Raw genomic sequence first — 22,177 nt, forward strand, 5'->3', positions numbered from 1 at the left:
GTATCTGATTTTAATAATAAATTGCGCCCTCGTTTTGGGTTTTTGTAAGGTTGGTCTATAGTTTCCGCTCTCTCAATTACCTCCCCAGTAGAATACACTTTTTTTAAGAAACAGATTGTCCAGTCTCATATTTTGAGACGGGGTGTGGTTATTATTGTGCAATTATAAATTTTAATGATATGAATTATTACGTGCGCTTCTTATTGCAGATTTTATGTTTGATTGTTTTTATTGGCTCAGCTAAGGCTCAATGGGTTGATGATGGTGGAGATGGAATTGGAGATATATACTATAACAATGGTAATGTTGGGGTAGGTACCATTAACCCCCAGCGCAAGTTTCACATAAGTGAAGAAGGCATGGTTCAACTTAGGTTGGAAAGGCCTTATACCTCAGAGGGATTTTCAGACATAGGTAGTGCTTCAGGACATCTCTATTTTTATCCCGGGGGCTATACTTTGAAAAATGGCAATTTTATAGTTCATACTTCAGGAAATGTAGGAATAGGAACTACAAGTCCTATGTCAAAGTTGGATGTTGACGGAGCAGTTCTTGCTAGTGAATTTAAATTGCATTCTGGCGATGGAAAGTCTGCACTATATATGCAAGAAGCATCCACGTCTACCGACCCTTTCAGATTGACTCTTGGTGGACAAACTATAGCTGGTGGAATTATGATCGGTAGGGAAGATTGGATGAGTAAAGTCATGATTCCATGGAATGTTGGTATAGGTACAAATGATCCAGGCTCCTTTAAGCTAGCCGTAGAAGGAAAAATTGGAGCCCGAGAAATACAGGTGACTTCAGTTACCCCATGGCCAGACTATGTTTTTGAAGAAGGTTACAATTTGACTGAACTCAGCGAAGTTGAAAGGTATGTCAAAGAGAACAAACATTTGCCAGGTATACCTACTGCCAATGATGTAGAGGAAGATGGAGTGAATCTGGGAGAGATGAATGCAAAGCTTTTGGAGAAAGTGGAGGAGTTGACGCTTTACTTGATTGAAATGAAAAAGGAAAATGAGGAATTAAAAACAAGAGTTAAAAAACTTGAGGATGGATATGAATAAAATACTTACAGGTATTTTAGTTATGCTCAGCACAGGGGTGTTTGGGCAAAATTGGAGTGGAATTACACCGGGAAATATCTTTTATAACTCCGGTAATGTAGGTGTTGGCACAGCAACACCAGAGGCTAAGGTACATGTTGTAGGTGATGAAAGTGGTGTGAAGTCACAATATGGGTTTATGGTTGTGGAGTCTACTGATGCTCAACTCGATCTGATCTCGAATGCAGATGGAACCTGGGGATCTGCTATTAACTTCGTGCAAGGAAATGTAGGAAATAATATTGACATCTGGTCAATCGCCAGACAGACTACAGGTGGATCTGGGAATTCCAGTTTAAGATTTAATTATGGAACTACCAATAGTCATCTAAATTCTAATATAGCCACCTTTAATGCCAGTGGAAATATTGGGTTTGGAACCACCACACCAGAGGAGAAACTCCATGTTATTGGAACCTCTAGCATAGAGGGTAATATCGGTACCCCAACCATTAACCACTGGTTACCAGGTAGCCATACGCTTGAGTTAACGAATACCGATGCCGGTGACGTTGTTTTATCTTTTCATAGGGCGGGCTTATCTAATGCAGCTATAAAGCATTCAAGTTCTATGGGGCTCATATTTTCAGGTAATGGTGAATATAACTCAAATCATATGCACATTACCAGAGATGGTTATGTAGGTATTGGTACATCTACACCGGGTACTTATAAATTAGCAGTAGAAGGAAAAATTGGAGCAAGAGAGATTCAGGTTAAAACTGGAACTTGGGCGGACTATGTATTCGAGGAAGATTATAAGCTGGCTGATCTGAGTGAAGTAGAAAAATACATTAAAGAAAATAAACACTTACCGGGTATACCAACTACAGCTGAAGTAGAAAAAGATGGTGTAAATCTGGGAGAGATGAATGTAAAGCTTTTGGAGAAGGTGGAGGAGTTGACACTTTATGTTATTGAGTTGAAAAAGGAAATTGAGGAATTGAAAGAATTAAATAAAGATGAATAGGATAATTACACTTATGATCTTGCTAGTACTCAATACCGAGTTATTGAGTCAAATTAAACTAGTAGAAAAACAGGAAATTAGCAATAATAGGGAGGGAGTAATAATAACTCCGGAATCTATTATTTATGGAGAAGTTCAAAATGGACAGAAAAATGTTGTTTACGATGGAAAACGAATAGGGGTGTTGGCTAAGGATGAGCAAATCTCATACTTCAAAGGAAGTAATTTCTATACAGTAAAAAATTCTGTTACGTGTCATTGTGAAACTGATAAGTTGACAGTGGCAAAATATATCATTGAGGATGGTAAAATTTCGCAGCTACAATCTATTGAATACGATAGCTATGAAACATCGGTTAAATTTTTTAAAAACGGTTCGTACATAGTTAAAGATGAGGGAGAAGCAGGAGGCTATGAATTTAAATTTTATTCAAGTGATATGAAACTTTTGGCAAGTTACTCTCCGTATGAAGGTGGCTTTAGTGCCTCTACAATGAGTTTCAATGGTGACAAAGTACTTATAGGTATCACTCCAAATAATAAGCAGATGAAACCATTAGTAGCTCTTTTTGATGATGCCGGAAAGGATATTTTCAAATCGGCGATTGAATCTGAAGGTTTCGTGGTAAAGGTTTTAGCTTCTGAACATCATTTCAGTGTTTATACATTTTTTGTCGATAAAAGAGAACATCGGTTAACAACATATGATATCAATGGGAATGTTTTATGGACGAAAATTATTGATTCAGATATCCAAACATGGCATTATCATACAGGCAATTCTTCGACATTGGTTGTTGCATCTTTTGATAGGTTACTTTTTTATAATGCGTCAGATGGTAGAGTTCAAGGCGAAAAAATACTTGCTGAGGTTTTTAGTGGTGCAGGAGGCAAACATACAAGAAATGATAAATACATAGTTGTTCATGGGGTACAAACAATTCCGGGGAAAGGGATTGCAGTGTTAATTTCTGAACCTACAGGTGTTGAAACTTATGCGACCGGTTTTTTAACCATATACAATGAGTCTTTAGGAAAGAGTTATCTGCATTATAAAGTCGGGGATATTAAGGGTAGACCAATTCTAATGGTTAATGATAAGCAGCTTTCAATTCTAATAGCAAGTGAAATATTAAAATACAGCATTAATGAATAGATTTTTAATTGCAGTTTTACTTTTCTTTTCTTGGAATACTTCATTTGGACAAGATCTTTGGCCATTTCGTAATGCTTCGGGCAATGTGATTAGAGGAAATATTTCAGGAACAGTGGGCGATTGGAGAGGTACTGGATGGGCTGGTTACGGAGGAGCTAGATTTCATTCAGGTGTTGATTTTACAAGTACATTGACAGGCGCTGCTGGCAGGGCTGTTTATTCAATGCACGCGGGAACAGCAACAGTAATTAACAATGGAGATTGTTGGAATGATTTTATTCAAATTAGGCTAGCTGATGGTTCAGATGTTTATTATAAGCACATAAGACCATCTTCCACTGATCCTGTTACGGGTTTGGCTGTGACTGAAATACGCAATGGTTCTACTGTGGCTGTTGGAACTTTTCTAGGTTTGATGATAACGGGGGAATCATGTAACCAGCACTTGCATTTAAATGATAATAGTGATCCTAGCTCTTCCCTGCCAGGAACAACAAATTTTCTAAATAATTTTTTAACCCCTTTCACAGATAGTCACGCCCCTGATTTTATGGGGCCATTTAATGTGGATGGCAACATTATTCAAGAAAATAGTTCAAATGATGCTGTTGAGATTCGAAGCAATGGGCATAGACATGACTTTGATTCTCAAGTTTTGACTGACGAAATCACAATATCTAATGAAACTCATAAAGTTGTTTATAAGTATATAGATATTATTTCTAGAATGAGAGACAGACATATTTTGTCAACCGGGGCAGGTTCTAATGGTGGGAACAATGGTATTAATGCGGTTAGCTATGAAATCTTAAGCGGTGCAACAAGTTTAACGGGTGAAATTGAGAATATCAATTTCAACAATGTCCCAAATAACATCCGAGCTCAATATATATATGATACGAGGTCTGTTATAGGGGCAGAGAGCAGGCATGTTTATATATTGACAGGACACCCTCATTTAGAACCTTATGATCGATTTTTTAATACGCGATTACGGATAGGACAGATTGAGGACTGGGATCTTTCAAATAGGGGGAATAAGGATGCAAGAGGTATTGCTGAGGCTGAATTCCCTGATGGTAAATATGTTTTGAGGATAAGGGCTAAAGATATTAGTAATAATACTAATACAGATCCCAATATTACCGTTAGAGATGCGAAAATTTTTATAGACAACTTCCGCCCCTACATAGAACGTGTTGAAGTAGCTACTCAATTTGGTAATTTACCAATAACCAAATATGAAGGGGAATGGGTGCCAAACGCTGCATCTGGAATACTTGATTTTTCTGAACTTAATGAAGGTACAATCAGCCCGTTTTACGATATTAAAGTGACTGTTACCGCTAGTGAACCACTGAGGTATGATGGTGTTGATAACCCGGTTCTTCAAATTGATGGTATATCAAATCCTAATCTGACAGCAGTAAGTGCTGATCGTAAACAGTTTACTTTTACTATTCCTGCGTATACTATTGCAGCAGGTGATGTGCCAGAAGAAAGAACTCTGAATTTTACCGGTCTGGATCTTGCTGGGAATGCTTTGGTTGCGTTTGATTCGGAAGATTCTGACGTGAGTTATACGGCTATTCCGCCTCGTAATGCAGATGGTACTTGGCCTACAGCGGGGATTATTCCTTCAGGTACTGATACCAGACATTCTATTATTATAGATCCATCAGGTTCGTGTTGGACGAGTGGGGGTTCTGGTGGCCGTGTAATGGTTGAGTGTGATTTGGTGGCGAGTTTTACACATTCAACAAATGAGTCTGCCCCGCTAACGGTACAATTTACAGATTTATCAGTTCCAGCTAATGAAATAATAGGCTGGAAATGGGATTTCGGAGATGGTTATACTTCTACCTCCCAACATCCAATGCATACATATGCTAACATTGGGGTATATACGGTGTCACTGACGGTTTCCAGTGCAACAGAGCAAAGTACCTATATTCAAGCCATAAACATTAATATGGGGGGTAGTATCAGTTCTTCTTTTAGCGCTACTCCGTCGCAAGGGGCAGCTCCTTTAAGGGTAGATCTTAACAGTAGTGCTTCTGTTGGAGATTTCTTTAAATGGAGTGTTTCTCCCAATGATGGGTATAGATACGTTTTGGGTAATAGTACATATCGACATCCTAGTATAGAGTTTACAAAAAATGGCACTTATACCATTACCTTGACGGTAAGTAACAGTTATCAGCAGACAGCGACTTACTCTAGAAGTATTATTGTTGCCCCGGAAGGTGGCCCTCCTACTGTAGATTTTAGTTGGAACGGACCAGTTTATGCAAATACACCGGTAAGTTTTAGGGACGAATCTTTGGTCAACTGTGTAAATGGAGTGAGCTATTATTGGTATTTTAAAGAGGGCTTTTTTGAGGGTACATCAACAGTTGAAAATCCCGATTGGGTTTTTCAGAACCCGGGCACGTATGAAGTAATACATAAGGTTACAGATGGATGTGGTAAAACCAGTACCCTTTCAAAATTTATAACTGTAGAGCAAGCATTACCACCATCAGGTATTAATGCTTCGTATACCCAATCTGCAAGATCAGTTTTTGCTGGTGAGTCAATTAACTTTGTGGACTTTTCTTATGTTCCTTCAAACGTAACTCTTAGTTATAGTAATTGGTTTTTTCAATTGCCAATAACCTGGACTAAGGGATCACAAGTGAAGGGTGCTTATCAAGGGTATTCAGGAGGAACAGTTGCTCACACGTATGATCAGAAAGGTAAATATAAGACGGCATTGATTTTAAGTACTGAGGCAGGAAATTTATTTAATGATGATTATCATGAGGATATTATTACTGTATATCCGCGAGAGGAGGGTGATCCCTATGATAATTTACGACATACTATAACCACGACCAATGATCAAGTGTTAGCGTCTGATTATGATGAAGACATACTTGTAGTGGCAATTAATAATAGTAACAACTTTCAACGTGTGAAAATATATGAGGGCGAAACGTTGGAAGAAGCAGGTTATTTCTTGCCATCTACGACTAGTGAAACCATCCTTGATGTTGCTGTTCATGGTAAGACTATTGCAGTTGCTACGACTTCCTCTTTGTACGTTTACAAAAAGATTGCTGGTTCGTGGGATAAAGTCAAGATAGGCCTAAGAGATATATATCTTGAAGACTGGACGTGGTATACACCCCCTAATAAGTTGAGGCATGTAGACGTTTACAATGATCGTATTGTTGTAAATGATAAGGGTGATGAATATAATGTGGGGGAACTAAGAGTGTTTCAAAGAATTGGTGGCAGCTGGACAAATTATACGGAGATATTGAATTTCGATTTGTCTGCTTACCACAGTATTTATGAGTTGAAAATTCATGAAGGAACAATCGCGGCTTCTCTATATGCAGAAACAGGTGCTAAAAGTGTAATGGTTTTTTCGGAAGAAATTGGTTGGAATAGTAGAGTTATTTATTCTGGTGAGCTGAAACAGGGAAAGAATATAGACCTTGAGTATAGAAACCTGCTGATTGCGATGCCGACAGGAGGAGCCAGACTTTATATGAATTCTATCGGCTGGTACTCGGGAATGCATTATGTTGAACTTAAGCACTATATACCGGATAATTCTAGAGTACATCCTCATGTTTCCATTTCTGGTAATTATATTGTTTCGGTTGCAAATGAAGATGTGATATTATATGTAAAGCCTCGTGCGGGATGGACCAATATGGTGGAGCAAGGGAAATTAACAACTGCAGACTGGATAAAGGATGAACCTGGCAGTTTTGCTTTTGTAGCTGGTGATAAAGCTGTATTTAACGGAGGGTATGGTTATTACAAGTATATGAATTTAGGAGAATATTGCGATGAAGTGTGGTATGAAAAAACGGTGCAGTCATATACTAGCGGACAAAATATCAATTTGCTAAATGGAGCAATGCGTTTAGGAGGGGACTCGAATGGCGGGCAATATTTAATTAACAGTGGTGCAAATGTCAACCTTACTGCGACAAAATGGATACAGTTAAAACCGGGGTTTGAAGCTAAAGCAGGTAGCCAGGTGAAAATAAATACTGAAACCTGTGAGAATGTATATTACCAATTTAGATATGGAATGGAATAAAATAAGCAGAGAAATGAGAAAATTTAAAATACTGTTCCAAGTAATGTTAGTGCTCAATTTTACTCTTGTTGTACAAGGGTATAGTCAGCATTTGAACTTTAATTGGGTAAGTACTCTAGAGGAAGGGAATGCAGATATAGCCAGAGCTGTGAGTATTTCTGACGCGGGAGAAGTTTATATGATTGGAGCCTCTCAGGAGAGTGGTCATTCAGAAAATGGACGTATGAGAACGGCGAATTCAGATATAGTGATCAACGAGATAACTAATATAGGTAAAGCGTCATGGACAAAAAAAGCAGGAAGTTCAATTGGGCATTCTAACGCAATTGACGAATATGGTACCGATATTATTTTCAAGAGTGATTATTTATACATTACTGGGGTGTATAATTATCAAGGGAGATTTGATGGTGCTGAACTAATGTCTAAGGGGTTGGAAGATATCTTCATTGGGAAGTATCGAAAGAATGGAGAACTTATATGGATGAAATCTATTGGGGGAGTCAGTCAGGACTTGGTTTACGATATGGCCCTTGATTCAGATGATAATATTTATATTACAGGTTCCATTCAGCATGATGCTCAATTTGGAGATATGCTTATCTCGGCGGGAGATAATGCTCAATTCTTTATTGCGAAATATAGTAGTGGGGGAGACTTGTTGTGGTGTAAGTATTCCAGTGGTAACGGTCGAGTAGTAGGAAAGTCCGTTTATATAAGTGCAGGAAATATATATATAGCAGGAGAATTTACAGGTAATTCAACAATTGGAAACAATACACTTGTTTCTAATGGGCAAACGGATATTTTTCTTGCTAAAATGGATTTAGACGGAGGTTTAAAGCAGATTACTACTGTCGGGGGGGAAGAAGAAGATAGAGTGGAATCAATGGTGGCTACAAATAAAGGTGAAATCTATTTTTGTGGATCGTTTACAGGTTTTATTATTCATCAAGAAAAGATCATGCAGTCCAACGGACTCCATGATGTATTGCTAGGAAAGCTTTCTCCTAATTTGACTATTGAATGGATGAATACTTACGGTGGTGTAGGGATGGATGTTGCTCATGCCGTTGAAATTGTTGATGATGAAATTGTTGTTGCAGGAACCTTTGAAAAAGAGTTGCGATTAAACGGAGAGTCTCATTGGTCATTTGGTTTTACGGATATCTTTCTGGTTGACTTAGACTCTAAAGGTAACGTTAGTTGGTTGGAAGTGATAGGAGGTGCAGGGCAGAATCACGTAACCGATTTAAGACTAAAAAATAATGAACTTTATTTGTCCGGTTTTTTCATAGGTGACATTAATTTTAACGATGAGTCTAGTTACTCTGAGAAAGCTTCGTCATCGTTCTTGTTCAATTTTTCCCTTGGAAAAAAGGAAGAATCACAACCTTCAATATCTGATGTTGTGATTTACCCTAACCCGGCTAAAAGCAATATAACGATTAGACTTACAGGCGAAGCAGCTTCTGAGCTCAAAACAATTAGGGTGCTTAATACAGGAGGGTTGATCAGATATGAGAAGCAGAGTATAGAAAGTGAAGTATTAGACATTAATACAGAAGGATATTCTCCTGGGATGTATTTTGTTGAAGTTCAAAGTCAGTCTACTTATTTCTTGCGTAAAATTATAATTATGTAAGTTGAAGTATTTAGTATCTTACATGTGTATTAAGCCAGGCTTTTCCCAGAAGTATGTTGCTGAAAGCATAGACAGGAATTCAGTCAAAAGATAAATTAATAACCACCTGTCCTTAGTCTTCCGGTAGGATGACTAAGGACAACCAAATGAAATATAGTGTCTGTGACACGGCAAATTCTAGCGCCTCCGCTAGCGTAGGTTTAGCGAAAGTATAACACGTGCTAATGTTGCATAGAATAATTTAACAAAACTTTGAAACAAACTTTAACCATACTTACCCTCTTTATTACAATATCAACAAGCTTTGCACAAAAGCCAGTCTTACAGTTATCAGAAAAGCATTTGAGTAAAATTGAGAAAACCGAAGATCCTGCTTAAAAACTGAAGAGGTTTAAGAAGTTTTATAGTAGGGATAGTGTGCGATATGCTAAACAAGTAAAGAAGTATTGGCGACATAAATCTGATAGTTTGTTCAAGGCCACAAAAGGAGAGGGGTATGCTAAACAGGTTAGCCAGATTGGGAATGAAAAGGTGGACTCAATCAAGGTTTTGCTTCCCGGAATTGAATACGAAGTTATTGCAAAAAGTGGAAGAACTAACCCTCTATCTCATAGAACAAAATGAAGTGAATAAAGCTCAGGCCAAAGAAATTGCTGAGCTTAAGGAGATGGTTGAGCAGTTAGTGGAGGCTGATAAATAGGGATCATTCTTTTCAAAAGTTATTCATTGCAAGCATAAATAGGTATTAATAAAGGAGATCGCTTCTTCGTGTCTCATCGCGATGACGACGGCTATCACAGTGAGATGTGAAGTCTGTCCAGAAGCCTTCGGGAACGAAGAAGCAGTCTCTTGTCTATGTACAACAACCCTAAAGCTACTAACACAAAAACTTTCTCCAATCTCCGCCGTACCAATTGCCTTTACAATAAACTTTTTTCTATATTTGCATGAGTTTAGGCCATGCAAAAGAAACTAATACTCGACACCCACCTACTCAACATCACAGTCAACAGGCTTTGCCAACAGCTTATTGAAAATCATGGAAATTTTGAAGATACCGCTATCATTGGTATGCAGCCTAAAGGTATATACCTGGCTGAAATGATCCATAAAAAGCTGGAGAAAGATACAGGTACTAAAATAGATCTGGGCTACCTGGATACTACCTTCTTTAGAGATGATTTTAGAAGAAGAGAGACCCCGGTAAAGGCCAATGCCACTAAAATTCCATTCATTATTGAGAATAAGAATGTGGTGCTTATTGACGACGTGTTATATACAGGCAGGTCAGTAAGGGCAGCTATGGATGCTATGATTGCATTTGGTAGGCCTAAGAAAGTTGAACTACTGGTATTGGTAAACAGAAAGTATTCCCGACAGTTGCCCATTGAGCCTGATTACGTGGGTAAAGATGTAAATACCATGGAGTATCAAAAAGTGTTAGTAGAGCTTGAAGATCAAGGCTTTAAGGATAATAAAATCTGGTTGATAAATAAGGAAAGTAAATAATGTCACAATTAAGTCAAAAGCACCTTCTGGGCATTAAAGACATCACTCGGAAAGATATTGAACTTATTTTTGAAACAGCCAGATCGTTTAAAGAAGTTATCAACCGCCCAATAAAAAAGGTGCCTTCGCTACGTGATATAACGATAGCTAATGTATTCTTCGAAAACTCCACCCGTACCAGGTTGTCGTTTGAGCTGGCTGAAAAAAGGCTTTCTGCAGATGTTATCAACTTTTCGTCTTCCAGCAGCTCCGTAAAGAAAGGGGAGACTTTGTTGGATACGGTAAATAATATCCTGGCTATGAAAGTGGATATGGTAGTGATGAGGCATAGTAGCCCAGGAGCACCGCATTTTCTGGCAAAGCACATTGACGCTAATATTGTCAATGCAGGTGATGGCACACACGAACACCCAACCCAGGCGCTTCTCGATACTTATTCCATCATGGAAAAGCATGGCTCTGTCGAAGGGCTTAAAGTTGCAATCATTGGTGATATTCTTCATTCAAGAGTAGCCATCTCTAACATTTTTGCCCTTCAGAAACTAGGGGCAGAGGTAATGGTTTGCGGACCAAATACCCTGCTGCCAAAGTACATCGCATCTTTGGGAGTAAAAGTAGAACTGGATGTCAGGAAAGCATTACAATGGTGTGATGTAGCCAATATCCTGAGAATTCAACTGGAAAGGCAGCAAATTAAATACTTCCCTTCACTTCGTGAATACTCTCTATACTACGGAGTTAACAAAAGAATGCTTGATGAGCTGGATAAAGAGATCACCATTATGCACCCCGGACCGATTAACCGTGGTGTGGAATTGAATAGTGATGTGGCTGACTCAGAACATTCTATTATTCTTGAGCAAGTTCAAAACGGAGTAGCTGTGAGAATGGCTGTACTGTATTTATTGGCGGGCGGTAAATAATGATTAACCCGTCTTAGTAATCAGCATTTAAAAAGATTCTGAAAACATCTCTATCTTTAAACATTTCCTGGTAACTGCTGTAAGTGTCAGGAAGAGGGATGATCCTTTTGCCACTACTGGTGAAAAACTGTCTTGGCAGTGGAGCATCAGTGGAAAGATCATCATTTACATCAGAAGGTATTGGCCGGTCATGTTGCGCCCAAAATTCTGAGGTGTAAACAATGTCAGGGTTGGTCATCTCCTTATAAATTATTAATCTTTGCTCCTCATTAAATTTGGTGACATTGCTGTCTCTAAATTCCCCGCCGGAAATTTCTATATGCTCCTCTATAGGAGTAGAGCCATAGTTTGAAGTAAGCCTGATATTATTAAGGTAATATTTCTCACCAACTTTTACATAAGTTAAATTAAAGTGGGCTGAGACATTTTCAATAGAACAATTGCTGTAAAACAGCCTTTCTGCACTTTCTTCCCATATCTCTAATTTAAGCAGAGCGTAATCATCTGCCTTTATATAAGCATTACCGCGATAAGAAATATCCTCTAATTGTGCTGGGGTAAAGCTGATTATGAAGACGTCTTCATTATTATAGCTGGTTAAGCTATCAATTGTAAACCTGAACTGATCCCTAAGCTTACTGAATGGTCCATTGTACAGGTACTCGCTTTTAGCTTTTATCAGTTTGTCAACTTCCAACAGGCGAGGTACGGTATCATTACATTCTGAGCTGATTTGATACTTTGAGCGTCGAATATTTTTCCACTGGGCCAGATCGTAGGAGAAGAGCGTATTTTTGCGGTTATACGCTGGATGATAGCCTGAAATATGAAATATGCCATAAGCTTCGGTATAGCCCACATAAGCATTATTTTTCTTAATTTCTTCTTTGTAGAAGGCGTATAAGTAATAAGGATTCTGCCTTAAAAATGTTTTTAATTTTTTTTCAGCCCTCCTGATTATATCTTGAGGGGTTTCAGCTTTGGCTTTCACCAGTATCTCTTTCAGTACAGTTACTTTAGGGTGGAGAGAAATGCTGTCACTTTTTGTTTTTGCCAGGTCTCCGAGCGTTGACTCAAAGGACTCAAAGCCAATGCTTGAAATCACCACTTTTCTTTTCAGCATTGTGGGATTTACCTGAAGTTGGAACTGACCGCTGGCATTGGTGCTGAACCCATATTGCTGTTCAGGAAAAGACACCGTGGCATAGGGTACCGGTTCGTTGGTCTCACTATTAATTACCGTTCGAGTAATTCTATTGTTTTGTGCAGCAAGGGGTTGTATGAAGAGAAGCAGTAAAAGCACCGAAAAGTAGCTGATAAGTGAGGCATGCTGCATGGGCAAATTGGGTTTTTAGCGTCGAAAATTTAAACGGCTTCTTGTACCATCTTGTTTTAATGAATGGTTAAATTACGTATGCATTCCTATAAAAACAGCAATTATCTTCCTAATTTTGTAAAAAACAAAACCCTCAACATGTACTACAATTCACTTATAGAAGCCATAGGAAATACACCTTTGGTTAAACTGAACCGTCTGGCCGAAGGAATAAAGGGGACTGTTCTTGTAAAGGTGGAGTATTTTAACCCCGGAAACTCCATGAAAGACAGAATGGCCCTGAAGATGATCGAAGATGCTGAGAAAGCAGGCATTTTAAAACCGGGAGGAACCATTATAGAAGGCACTTCAGGTAATACCGGGATGGGATTGGCTTTGGTAGCCATAGCTAAAGGATATAAGTGTATTTTCACACTGGCAGATAAGCAATCGCAGGAGAAAATTGATATCCTCAGAGCAATGGGTGCGGAGGTTATTGTATGCCCGACCAATGTTTCTCCTGAAGACCCAAGATCATATTATTCAGTAGCAAAGAAGTTAAACAAGGATATACCTAATTCTTTTTACCCTAATCAGTACGATAATATTTCAAACGCTGCTGCGCATTATGAAACCACTGGTCCTGAGATATGGGATCAAACAGAGGGAAAAATTACACACTATGCGGCAGGTGTTGGTACAGGAGGTTCTATGTGTGGAACCGCGAAGTATCTAAAGGAGCAAAACCCCAACGTGGTGTCAGTTGGTATTGACAGCTATGGGTCGGTGTTTAAAAAATATAAAGAGACAGGAGTTTTTGACGAAAACGAGATATACCCATATATGACAGAGGGGATAGGAGAGGACATCCTTCCCAAAAATGTTGATTTTAGCCTTATTGACAGCTTCGTCAAGGTAACTGACAAAGATGCTGCAATTATGACAAGAAGACTGGCAAGAGAAGAAGGACTTTTTGTAGGATGGTCATGTGGATCTGCCGTGCACGGAGCATTGGAGTATGCAAAAGAAAATCTGAAAGAAGATGACATGATGGTGATCATCCTTCCTGACCATGGTACCAGATATCTGGCTAAGGTCTATAATGACAATTGGATGAAAGATCATGGGTTCCTTGAAGCGAGAGATTTTGCAACAGCAAAAGACATTATTACTAATAAAAATGGTTCTGATAAGCTGTTAACGGTAGGCAAATCAGACAAGATAGGGCAAGTGATTAAAATGTTGAACACTGAGGGTATCGACCAAGTACCTGTCGTGGAAAATAATCACTTTGTAGGAAGTATTTCCACAGCTAAACTACTGGAGAAACTCATCGAAGACCCTGAAATCAGAGAAAAAGAGGTGGGAGAAGTAATGGATAACCCTATGCCTTTTGTAGCGATGGATAATACCCTGGATGTGCTCTCATCAATGATTAACAAAGATAACAAGGCTGTGCTGGTTAGAGATCAGGCACATGATGTACATATTATTACACAACATGACTTGCTGATGGCGATGAGTAATTAAGCTTTTGGCATAGTACTTGTCCCTAATTTAATTAAGGTTGATAACATGTTAATGTAAGTAAGTTTTGGGAAAGGGCTCCGCTGAGAAGTGGAGCCTTTCTTTTTTATTGAATTCTCCCTTATTTTTCGTCTGAAAATCCTTCCACTGATAGATCTGTTTTGTTATAACTATTCCTTTCGGTCAGACCCTTCGCTAGAGGGGCCAGAAAGCTTGGTCCTTGTAACAATATAAACGACTGTCACCCACCTCTAAAAACCGATAATAGTGTTTGATAGGGCATTTAGCGACGCGCGGCGCGTGATAATAGTGAAACAATAAACAATACCAGGAAAATGAAAAACAAGATTTTGGCAATCCCTGCTGCACCAGCTGCGATACCGCCGAACCCGAAGAGAGCAGCGACCAAAGCTATTATTAAAAATATTACTGTCCATTTGAGCATAATTGAAATTTCGGTTAGTTATGCTATATACTATGGAAATATTGCGCCAATCAGGATTTTTGATTATAATTTACTTTTAATCAGTGATTTATGATGTTTTATTTGCTGTAATTATAAATATTATGAATTGCTGGTTGAGGAGAAGTAAGAATAAATTGGGTAACAAAATACTCAAAAAATTACATTTTAAGAAATAGAAAGGTTGTTTTAATAATTTTGTACTTTGATTGAAAATCATGGCAGAAACTATAAAAAAACACTTGTTAATAAGTTTCCTTTTATTCTGTAGCTCTCTGATGCATGCTCAGGGAATTAAAATAGATAGTCTTTCCCAGATCCTGGAGAATGTGACTACTGATACAGCAGAGGTAGATGTTTTGAATGAGCTTGCATTTGCATATTTACACGTTGACCCCATAGCCTCGCGAGATGATGTAGATATTGCATATGAGTCTGCTCAAAGACTTGATTATGAGGAAGGTAAGGCTAAGTCGCTCAATGTTTACGGAGGCCTTGAATGGGCTTTGGGCAATTATAATAAATCATTAGAGTATTACCTTCAGGCACTCCAAATCTACCAGGCATTAAATGAAGAACTATTAGCGGCACAGGTAACTAACAATATAGGAGAGATTTATAAAAAACTTGGTGAGGTAGATAAATCACTATCTTACCTGCTTCAAGCTATAAAGGTGTTAGAAAAGCATGGGTATCCTACATTAGGTTATGTTAATATCGGTGAGGCTTATTTGATGTTGAGCAACTCTGATTCTGCATTATATTACTTTCAAAAGGCCTTGGTGAGTAATGAGAATGAAAGAAATGTGCAATACGAGGCTTATGCTTATCATGGCATAGCTGAAGCAGAGCTTGAGCTAAAGCGTTATGAAGCTTCTATGATCAATGCTAATAAAGCACTTCAGCTGAGAGTCAATAATAGAGACCACAGAGGGGCTAGCTATACTTATTTACTATTGGGTAAAGTTTATGATGGACTAGAGCAATATGACAGCTCATTGTATTTCCATAACATGGCCTTGGCTGAGGCCAAAGCAATTGGTGCGCGCGATATTGAAATGAATGTGCTTCAAAGTAAGGCTACGGTATTTGCTGATAATAATATGTTTGACAGTGCATACAGGAGTCATATTAAGCACACACTGATAAAGGACGAGCTATTTACGGAGGAAAAGTCTAACCAAATAGCGAAATTGCAGACCACATTCGAAACAGAGCTGCTGAAAAAGGAAAAGCAAGCTGCCGAAATAATGCTGAAGCAGCAAAATACTGTTATAATAGCTATTGTAATGTTATTTATACTTGCTATTGCGGTGGCTTCAGCGTTCTATAAACAACGCAAAATACAGCAAAATGTGAACCGCCTTCTGGAGTCCAAAAATGAACAGATACAAGCGCAGTCTGAAGAAATACTCACACAGTCTGAAGAAGTTAGGAAACTCAATCAAAACCTTGAGAGGTTAAATCAGGGTCTTGAAAATAAGATTAGAGCAAGAACTCAAGCTTTAAAAGATCAGAATAAGTTATTAGCAGCATATGCCCATAGCAATGCCCATGAGCTAAGGGCACCCGTGGCTAGTGTTATGGGGCTTGTAAACCTCCTTGAGAAGTCAAACCTTAAGGACAACGAAAGAGAGATTGTAGATCACCTGATGAAGTCAACTGAAGAATTGGATGCTGTAATCCGAGAAATACGAGCACGGCTTGAAAGCAATAATGATATCCAGCTGGATGATTAGCTTTTGAATGTCAGCTTAAATTAAAACCAACCTTTTTTTGGGTATCGGTTCCATAAGTTCCGGAGGGGGCCCAAAGTGCTTATTAACAAAGCCATCAAGTTCATCTAGTGTCTGTTCGGATAAAAGGTTAGCTATTTCATCTAAAGCCTGACCACTGATAAGATAAGGCATTTGCACCATTTCCAGGTGCTTGCCATTACAGTGTGCATAAATCTGGAATTCGTTAAGTTCCGCTTTGGCAGAACCCTTTACCATGCATTCACTCATCCATGCATTCGGATTGTCAGGGTTAGCCTGCATCACATCTATACGTTGATTGATGTTTACATTTTCTGCAAAATACTTTTCAATGCTTTTTAACGATTCCTTAGAAATACGTTTACGCATTTTTTCTGCGCATGTAGCGCAAATGGCATATTCAAAGATTACATCAAAAGCTTTGTAGCCGGGGTATTTCTTTACAGCTTTTTCTATAAAATACTCCGTGCCTTCATCTAGAAGAAACTTATCACACTCTATACACCTTTCAAAAAGCCCCTGCTTTGAAAAGGAGTGGAAGTCTTTTGGTATTTCAATCTTAGGTGGGGTTGTGGGTTCCTCTTTCACTATGCTATACTTTCGACTGTGTAAAATTAAAGTATTTAAAAGTTTATCAACAAATTTTGGCAACCTTATTTAGCAGGAGCTGTCTTTAATTGTGAAAATGTGCCTGTCTATAGTTATTACAGGCTTTAAGATCAATAATTAAAAAATGAAAACATTAAAGTTAACTACCGCAGTATTGTTCATGATAATAACGCTGGTTTTATCCGGGTGTTATATTGATCTTGATGACGATGATTTTTGTGAAAAAGGGCAGGCTGGCCTGAGAACCAGTATCAGAAGTTTACCTTCATTTATCGGTATAAGTAATTCTATTCATGCAGACATCCATATTAGGAGGGGCAGTTTTTACGAAGCAGCAGTGCAGTCTAATCATAATATTGTTGATGACATCCTAACGAATGTAAGTGGCGAACATTTATATATCGAATCAAGAAAATGCTTAAGGGATCATAATACTACAATAACAGTCACCACCCCCGATTTACAGTCCATTTCTAATTTTGGTTCGGGGGGCATGCATAGTTCTGATATTTGGGTGGGTGACAATATGAAGTTGGTATTATCTGGTTCCGGGGATATTGAGGTATCTGCAGATTGTGAAGATCTGGATATAACATTGACCGGTTCCGGTAATTTTGATCTTTCAGGGTATGCAGATCGTCTTAGAACAGTAATTTCAGGTTCAGGCAATATCAATGCTTTCGCTTTGAATACAAACACCTGTAATGTAGCTATATCAGGTTCGGGTAATAGCTTTATTAATGTAGATGAAGCCATTACCGGTTCAATTACCGGTAGTGGCAATGTTTATTATCGAGGATTTCCTGCAACCATTGACGTGGCAACACCTGGAAGTGGCCGGGTCATAGAGAGGAATTAACCTGCTTAAGCCAGTTTATAAGTGCTGCTTTTTCATCTGCTGTTAAGCTGGCTTCACTATGCGCCAACGTGTAGCTCGTAAGTGGCATTTCACCTTCTTCTACCTCTTCTATCATTTCTCCCAGCTTATGTTTTTTACGTTTTACGGGCTGCTCACCCCAGGTAGAGTAATTGAGGTGTTCTCTTCCTTCTTCAATATGACTAGCCAGCCACCAGGAAACAGGGGCTATTTCTGAGTACCAAGGGTAGACGGTTTCATTGGAATGGCAGTCATAGCAAGCTTTCTTTAAGATGTGTTTTACAGTTTCAGGAGGGGTTTCCTGTGATATAAAATCTTGTGTTTTATTGTATTCGGGTACAGACTTATCAATTCTAAAGAATTGGATAATAATGAGTGCTGCTAGAAGGGTGAGTAAAAAATATTTCATTTGTTTTTAATTTTTTTAGTATTCTAAAGATGAAAAAAAGTTTCTAATCTTGCTTAAAAAATGTGTTGTTCGGTGAATTATTAACGGGTGGTTCTTTAGTTTTATTTTTTGTTAATTTAGTAACTTAAATGGTTATATAATTATAGTTCTGGTTAGATTTTTTGAGAGTGCTTCTGTAAAAATTACAAGAAGCTATCGTTATTGAATTTAGATATTTTAAATGTAAACGTATTTGTGAGGGCAATTATAAGCCTGATAAAAAACTTAACCAGAATTGATTCTCTTTGTTAAGACATTGTAATGTTTTAATTTTCACCTGAGTATTTAATTATTTAAAGTATTTCAATGAGTATCCAACTAAAGGAGATTAAGAAGTTAATGGTAGCGAATCGTGGAGAGATCGCTATCAGAATTTTAAGAGCTACTACAGAGCTGAAGATCAGAACAGTTACGGTTTTTACCTATGAAGACAGGTATTCCTTGCACAGGTACAAGGCTGATGAAGCCTACCAGATAGGGGCCGATAACGATCCGTTAAAACCTTACTTGGATATTGAAGAACTTATCGCTGTAGCCAAACGCAATGGAGTTGATGCCATTCACCCTGGCTATGGATTCCTCTCGGAAAACGTACGCTTTGCCAGTAGGTGTAGAGAGGAGGGAATTATATTTATCGGACCAGATCCAGAGGTTATGAGCCAACTGGGCGATAAAGTTGAGGCTAAGAAAATTGCTATCAAAGCCAATGTTCCCATTATTGAGGATAGTAAGGAGGATCTTACCACGGCAGAACTTGCTTTCAAGGAAGCTGAGAGGATAGGCTATCCTGTTATGGTTAAAGCCGCAGCTGGTGGTGGCGGTAGAGGAATGCGCGTGGTAAGAAGCGCTGACCAACTAAGCAAGGCATTTGAGGAAGCCAAAAATGAGGCTGAGAAGGCTTTTGGAGATGATACCATATTTCTTGAAAAATATATAGATAACCCTAAGCACATAGAAGTGCAAATCATGGGTGACAACTATGGAAATATTGTGCACCTTTTTGAACGTGACTGCTCCGTGCAGAGAAGGTTTCAAAAGGTGGTAGAAATAGCTCCAAGTGTAACACTAGCTCAGGAAACCAAGGATAAACTGTATAGTTATGCGCTTTCTATAGCTCATGAGGTTAATTATAATAACGTAGGTACAGTTGAGTTTCTGGTAGATGCAGAGGAAAACATCTACTTTATTGAAGTAAATCCAAGGATACAGGTAGAGCATACGATTACTGAAGAAATAACAGGGGTAGATATTGTAAGGTCTCAAATACTCATAGCAAAAGGATATGACCTTGCAGATCCGCGCATCTTTATAAGGAATCAGGAAGATGTGAAATGCAATGGTTTTGCTATTCAGTGCAGGGTTACAACAGAGGATCCTACAAATAATTTTAAGCCGGATTATGGTACCATTATCGCTTACCGAAGTGCCAACGGCTTTGGTATCAGGCTTGATGCCGGTAACTGTTATGCAGGGGTTACTATATCTCCATTTTTCGACTCACTTCTTGTTAAAGTCTCCTCTTGGGGGCGCACACTTAAAGGAGCTTCAGAAAGGCTTGAACGTGCTTTGAGTGAATTTAGAGTAAGAGGTGTTAAAACAAATATCGGCTTCCTGCAGAATGTAATTTCTAATCATACATTTTATTCAGGTGAAGCTACAGTAAACTTCATAGCTGAGCACCCCGAACTTTTCGATGTTCCCAGAAGATTGAACAGAGGGACTAAATTACTCAACTACCTCGGTAATCTCGCAGTTAATGGCAACCCTGATGTTAAAAGTACTGATCCTACAAAGGTATTTCGTGAACCTAAAATACCTCAATTCGATCGGCTGGGTGGTTATCCTGAAGGAACAAAGGATAAACTCACTGCTTTAGGCAGAGAAGGTTTTGCAGAATGGCTTCGCAATGAAAAGAAAATTCATTTTACAGATACAACATTTCGTGATGCACATCAGTCTTTATTAGCTACAAGGGTGAGAACTCTTGATATGCTACGGGTAGCAGAAGGTTTTGCTAAAAATAATCCAGATGTATTCTCTATGGAGGTCTGGGGAGGAGCAACTTTTGATGTTTGTATGAGGTTTCTTCATGAAAACCCTTGGGATAGGCTGAAGCTGTTAAGAAAAGCTATGCCAAACCTCTTGCTTCAGATGCTGTTGAGAGGCTCCAATGGAGTGGGGTACAAGGCATATCCTGATAACTTGATAGAGAAGTTTATTGAGAAATCTGCTGAAACAGGTATTGATATATTTAGAATATTTGACTCATTGAACTGGGTAGAGGCCATGAAGGTGAGTATAAGAACAGTACGTGAGCGAACGGACTCGCTTGCAGAAGCCTGTATTTGCTACACTGGAGATCTTTATAAGGAAAATACTAAATACAACTTGCAGTATTACCTTGATCTGGCCAGACAACTGGAAGATGAAGGAGCACATATATTGGCTATTAAAGATATGGCTGGCTTATTAAAGCCACAAAGTGCAAAATTGCTGATCAGCGAACTTAAGAAAGCAGTAAGCCTGCCAATACATTTACATACTCATGATACGTCCAGCATTCAATGTGCTACATACTTTGAGGCTATCAATGCAGGTGTAGATGTGGTAGATGTAGCTATTAGCTCTATGTCAGGACTTACTTCTCAGCCTAACTTTAATTCTATATTAGCAGGACTCGAAGGACATGAACGTCAGCCCGACTTTGATTTGAAGTCGCTCAATAAATACGCTAACTATTGGGAGGATGTAAGAGAGTTTTACTATCCGTTCGAATCAGAACTTAAAGCCGGTACGGCTGAAGTTTATGAGCATGAAATCCCTGGTGGACAATATTCCAATTTACGTCCACAGGCGCGGGGACTTGGACTGGAGGATAAGTTTTCTAAAATAAAAGAAAATTATGCTGCTGTAAATGATCTTTTTGGCGACCTTGTGAAAGTGACGCCCTCGTCGAAGGTAGTAGGTGATATGGCGATGTTTATGACATCAAATAACCTTACTTCTGAGGATATATTAACCAAAGGACATACTCTATCGTTTCCAGAGTCGGTAGTAAGCTTGTTCAAGGGGGAACTGGGGCAGCCCCCAGGTGGATTCCCCAAAGAATTGTCAGATATAATATTGAAAGGAGAAAAACCTTTTACTGACAGACCCAACGCTCACCTTGAGCCGGTAGATTTTGATAAGGAGTTCAAGGAGTTTCAAAAGGAATTTGATCATTATTGTGATGAACTGGATTTCTTATCATATAAGTTATACCCCAAAGTATTTAAGGGACTTTATGATCATTGGCAGAACTATGGAGAGGTGTGGCGATTACCTACTTTATCCTTCTTCTATGGACTCGGAGATGATGAAGAGATCTTTGTGGAAATAGGTAAGGGTAAAGCTATTATTATTAAAAAGCTTTATAAGTCGGCACCTGATGAGAACGGTATCTGTAAAGTTTACTTTGAAATGAATGGCCAGACCCGAGTGCTGGAGGTAAAGGATAATGGTTTTAAGTCGGATAAAGTTGCTTATGCAAAAGCTTCCGGAGAAAAACAGATTGGTGCGCCATTAATGGGTAAGATTGCAGAAGTTAAGGTGAAGGAAGGCGAAGCGGTAAAGGAAAACGCACCGCTTTTTGTGATTGAGGCTATGAAAATGGAAACCTCAATCAGTGCGCCGTTTGAAGGTAAGATCAAAAAAATTTATATCCCTGCCGGAGAAATGGTTGAACAGGATGATATGGTCATTGAGATGGAGTAACGGGACTTTTGTTT

At 38.7% G+C, this 22,177-nt stretch carries 16 protein-coding genes; 12 read left to right on the forward strand and 4 right to left on the reverse strand.

Annotated elements, in window-relative coordinates; genetic code table 11:
* The first annotated feature begins 179 nt into the window (after positions 1-179).
* From JMN32_RS20485 to JMN32_RS20520, 8 genes are all read left to right on the forward strand, one after another.
* Positions 180-1,070: a hypothetical protein gene (locus tag JMN32_RS20485; protein ID WP_202858238.1), complete on the forward strand. Its 891-nt coding sequence runs from the start codon at positions 180-182 to the stop codon at positions 1,068-1,070.
* The gene (locus tag JMN32_RS20490) at positions 1,063-2,079 is read left to right on the forward strand and encodes a tail fiber protein (RefSeq protein WP_202858239.1); all 1,017 of its coding nucleotides are present in this window, start codon (positions 1,063-1,065) and stop codon (positions 2,077-2,079) included. The genes JMN32_RS20485 and JMN32_RS20490 overlap by 8 nt, the downstream gene beginning before the upstream one ends.
* Positions 2,072-3,235 (forward strand): hypothetical protein, encoded by a 1,164-nt coding sequence (locus tag JMN32_RS20495; RefSeq protein ID WP_238354562.1) that lies wholly within the window; start codon positions 2,072-2,074, stop codon positions 3,233-3,235. Before JMN32_RS20490 ends, JMN32_RS20495 begins: the two co-directional genes overlap by 8 nt.
* Positions 3,228-7,337: a PKD domain-containing protein gene (locus JMN32_RS20500; protein ID WP_202858241.1), complete on the forward strand. Its 4,110-nt coding sequence runs from the start codon at positions 3,228-3,230 to the stop codon at positions 7,335-7,337. The genes JMN32_RS20495 and JMN32_RS20500 overlap by 8 nt, the downstream gene beginning before the upstream one ends.
* Before the next feature lie 13 nt (positions 7,338-7,350).
* Complete coding sequence (locus JMN32_RS20505; RefSeq protein WP_202858242.1) at positions 7,351-8,982, forward strand: T9SS type A sorting domain-containing protein; 1,632 nt, start codon at positions 7,351-7,353, stop codon at positions 8,980-8,982.
* 496 nt (positions 8,983-9,478) lie between these two features.
* Positions 9,479-9,682, forward strand: a complete 204-nt coding sequence (locus JMN32_RS20510) for a hypothetical protein (RefSeq protein ID WP_202858243.1) — start codon at positions 9,479-9,481, stop codon at positions 9,680-9,682.
* A gap of 260 nt (positions 9,683-9,942) precedes the next feature.
* Complete coding sequence (gene pyrR / locus JMN32_RS20515) at positions 9,943-10,491, forward strand: bifunctional pyr operon transcriptional regulator/uracil phosphoribosyltransferase PyrR (RefSeq protein WP_202858244.1); 549 nt, start codon at positions 9,943-9,945, stop codon at positions 10,489-10,491.
* A complete protein-coding gene (locus JMN32_RS20520) occupies positions 10,491-11,414 on the forward strand; it encodes an aspartate carbamoyltransferase catalytic subunit (RefSeq protein WP_202858245.1) in 924 nt (307 codons plus the stop codon). Before pyrR ends, JMN32_RS20520 begins: the two co-directional genes overlap by 1 nt.
* A gap of 13 nt (positions 11,415-11,427) precedes the next feature.
* Here the strand turns inward: JMN32_RS20520 and JMN32_RS20525 are convergent, their stop codons facing one another.
* Positions 11,428-12,750, reverse strand: a complete 1,323-nt coding sequence (locus JMN32_RS20525; protein ID WP_202858246.1) for a carboxypeptidase-like regulatory domain-containing protein — start codon at positions 12,748-12,750, stop codon at positions 11,428-11,430.
* Between the two features lie 138 nt (positions 12,751-12,888).
* Between JMN32_RS20525 and JMN32_RS20530 the strand changes: the two genes are divergently transcribed.
* Entirely contained in the window at positions 12,889-14,259 is a 1,371-nt protein-coding gene (locus JMN32_RS20530) for a cystathionine beta-synthase (protein WP_202858247.1), read from the forward strand.
* Between the two features lie 280 nt (positions 14,260-14,539).
* On the opposite strand, the gene JMN32_RS20535 is transcribed toward JMN32_RS20530, so the two are convergent.
* The gene (locus tag JMN32_RS20535) at positions 14,540-14,701 is read right to left on the reverse strand and encodes a DUF1328 domain-containing protein (protein WP_202858248.1); all 162 of its coding nucleotides are present in this window, start codon (positions 14,699-14,701) and stop codon (positions 14,540-14,542) included.
* A gap of 236 nt (positions 14,702-14,937) precedes the next feature.
* Between JMN32_RS20535 and JMN32_RS20540 the strand changes: the two genes are divergently transcribed.
* On the forward strand, positions 14,938-16,458 hold the full coding sequence (locus JMN32_RS20540; RefSeq protein WP_202858249.1) for a tetratricopeptide repeat protein: 1,521 nt from the start codon (positions 14,938-14,940) through the stop codon (positions 16,456-16,458).
* A 15-nt stretch (positions 16,459-16,473) separates the two neighbouring features.
* Here the strand turns inward: JMN32_RS20540 and JMN32_RS20545 are convergent, their stop codons facing one another.
* Positions 16,474-17,064: a hypothetical protein gene (locus JMN32_RS20545; protein ID WP_202858250.1), complete on the reverse strand. Its 591-nt coding sequence runs from the start codon at positions 17,062-17,064 to the stop codon at positions 16,474-16,476.
* 145 nt (positions 17,065-17,209) lie between these two features.
* Between JMN32_RS20545 and JMN32_RS20550 the strand changes: the two genes are divergently transcribed.
* Positions 17,210-17,944, forward strand: a complete 735-nt coding sequence (locus JMN32_RS20550) for a head GIN domain-containing protein (protein ID WP_202858251.1) — start codon at positions 17,210-17,212, stop codon at positions 17,942-17,944.
* Here the strand turns inward: JMN32_RS20550 and JMN32_RS20555 are convergent.
* Entirely contained in the window at positions 17,928-18,371 is a 444-nt protein-coding gene (locus tag JMN32_RS20555; RefSeq protein ID WP_202858252.1) for a heme-binding domain-containing protein, read from the reverse strand. The genes JMN32_RS20550 and JMN32_RS20555 overlap by 17 nt on opposite strands.
* Before the next feature lie 345 nt (positions 18,372-18,716).
* Here JMN32_RS20555 and JMN32_RS20560 point away from each other — a divergent pair, with 345 nt between their 5' ends.
* Entirely contained in the window at positions 18,717-22,163 is a 3,447-nt protein-coding gene (locus tag JMN32_RS20560) for a pyruvate carboxylase (protein ID WP_202858253.1), read from the forward strand.
* Positions 22,164-22,177 lie beyond the last annotated feature (14 nt).

Source organism: Fulvivirga marina (assembly GCF_016775155.1).
Taxonomy (GTDB): Bacteria; Bacteroidota; Bacteroidia; order Cytophagales; family Cyclobacteriaceae; genus Fulvivirga; species Fulvivirga marina.

What these genes read in the sequence shown, in the direction of transcription:
- JMN32_RS20485 (WP_202858238.1), top strand. Translation starts at nt 180, where the DNA reads ATGAATTATTACGTGCGCTTCTTATTGCAGATTTTATGTTTGATTGTT.
- JMN32_RS20490 (WP_202858239.1), top strand. Translation starts at nt 1,063, where the DNA reads ATGAATAAAATACTTACAGGTATTTTAGTTATGCTCAGCACAGGGGTG.
- JMN32_RS20495 (WP_238354562.1), top strand. Translation starts at nt 2,072, where the DNA reads ATGAATAGGATAATTACACTTATGATCTTGCTAGTACTCAATACCGAG.
- JMN32_RS20500 (WP_202858241.1), top strand. Translation starts at nt 3,228, where the DNA reads ATGAATAGATTTTTAATTGCAGTTTTACTTTTCTTTTCTTGGAATACT.
- JMN32_RS20505 (WP_202858242.1), top strand. Translation starts at nt 7,351, where the DNA reads ATGAGAAAATTTAAAATACTGTTCCAAGTAATGTTAGTGCTCAATTTT.
- JMN32_RS20510 (WP_202858243.1), top strand. Translation starts at nt 9,479, where the DNA reads ATGCTAAACAGGTTAGCCAGATTGGGAATGAAAAGGTGGACTCAATCA.
- pyrR (WP_202858244.1), top strand. Translation starts at nt 9,943, where the DNA reads ATGCAAAAGAAACTAATACTCGACACCCACCTACTCAACATCACAGTC.
- JMN32_RS20520 (WP_202858245.1), top strand. Translation starts at nt 10,491, where the DNA reads ATGTCACAATTAAGTCAAAAGCACCTTCTGGGCATTAAAGACATCACT.
- JMN32_RS20525 (WP_202858246.1), bottom strand. Translation starts at nt 12,750, where the DNA reads ATGCAGCATGCCTCACTTATCAGCTACTTTTCGGTGCTTTTACTGCTT.
- JMN32_RS20530 (WP_202858247.1), top strand. Translation starts at nt 12,889, where the DNA reads ATGTACTACAATTCACTTATAGAAGCCATAGGAAATACACCTTTGGTT.
- JMN32_RS20535 (WP_202858248.1), bottom strand. Translation starts at nt 14,701, where the DNA reads ATGCTCAAATGGACAGTAATATTTTTAATAATAGCTTTGGTCGCTGCT.
- JMN32_RS20540 (WP_202858249.1), top strand. Translation starts at nt 14,938, where the DNA reads ATGGCAGAAACTATAAAAAAACACTTGTTAATAAGTTTCCTTTTATTC.
- JMN32_RS20550 (WP_202858251.1), top strand. Translation starts at nt 17,210, where the DNA reads ATGAAAACATTAAAGTTAACTACCGCAGTATTGTTCATGATAATAACG.
- JMN32_RS20555 (WP_202858252.1), bottom strand. Translation starts at nt 18,371, where the DNA reads ATGAAATATTTTTTACTCACCCTTCTAGCAGCACTCATTATTATCCAA.
- JMN32_RS20560 (WP_202858253.1), top strand. Translation starts at nt 18,717, where the DNA reads ATGAGTATCCAACTAAAGGAGATTAAGAAGTTAATGGTAGCGAATCGT.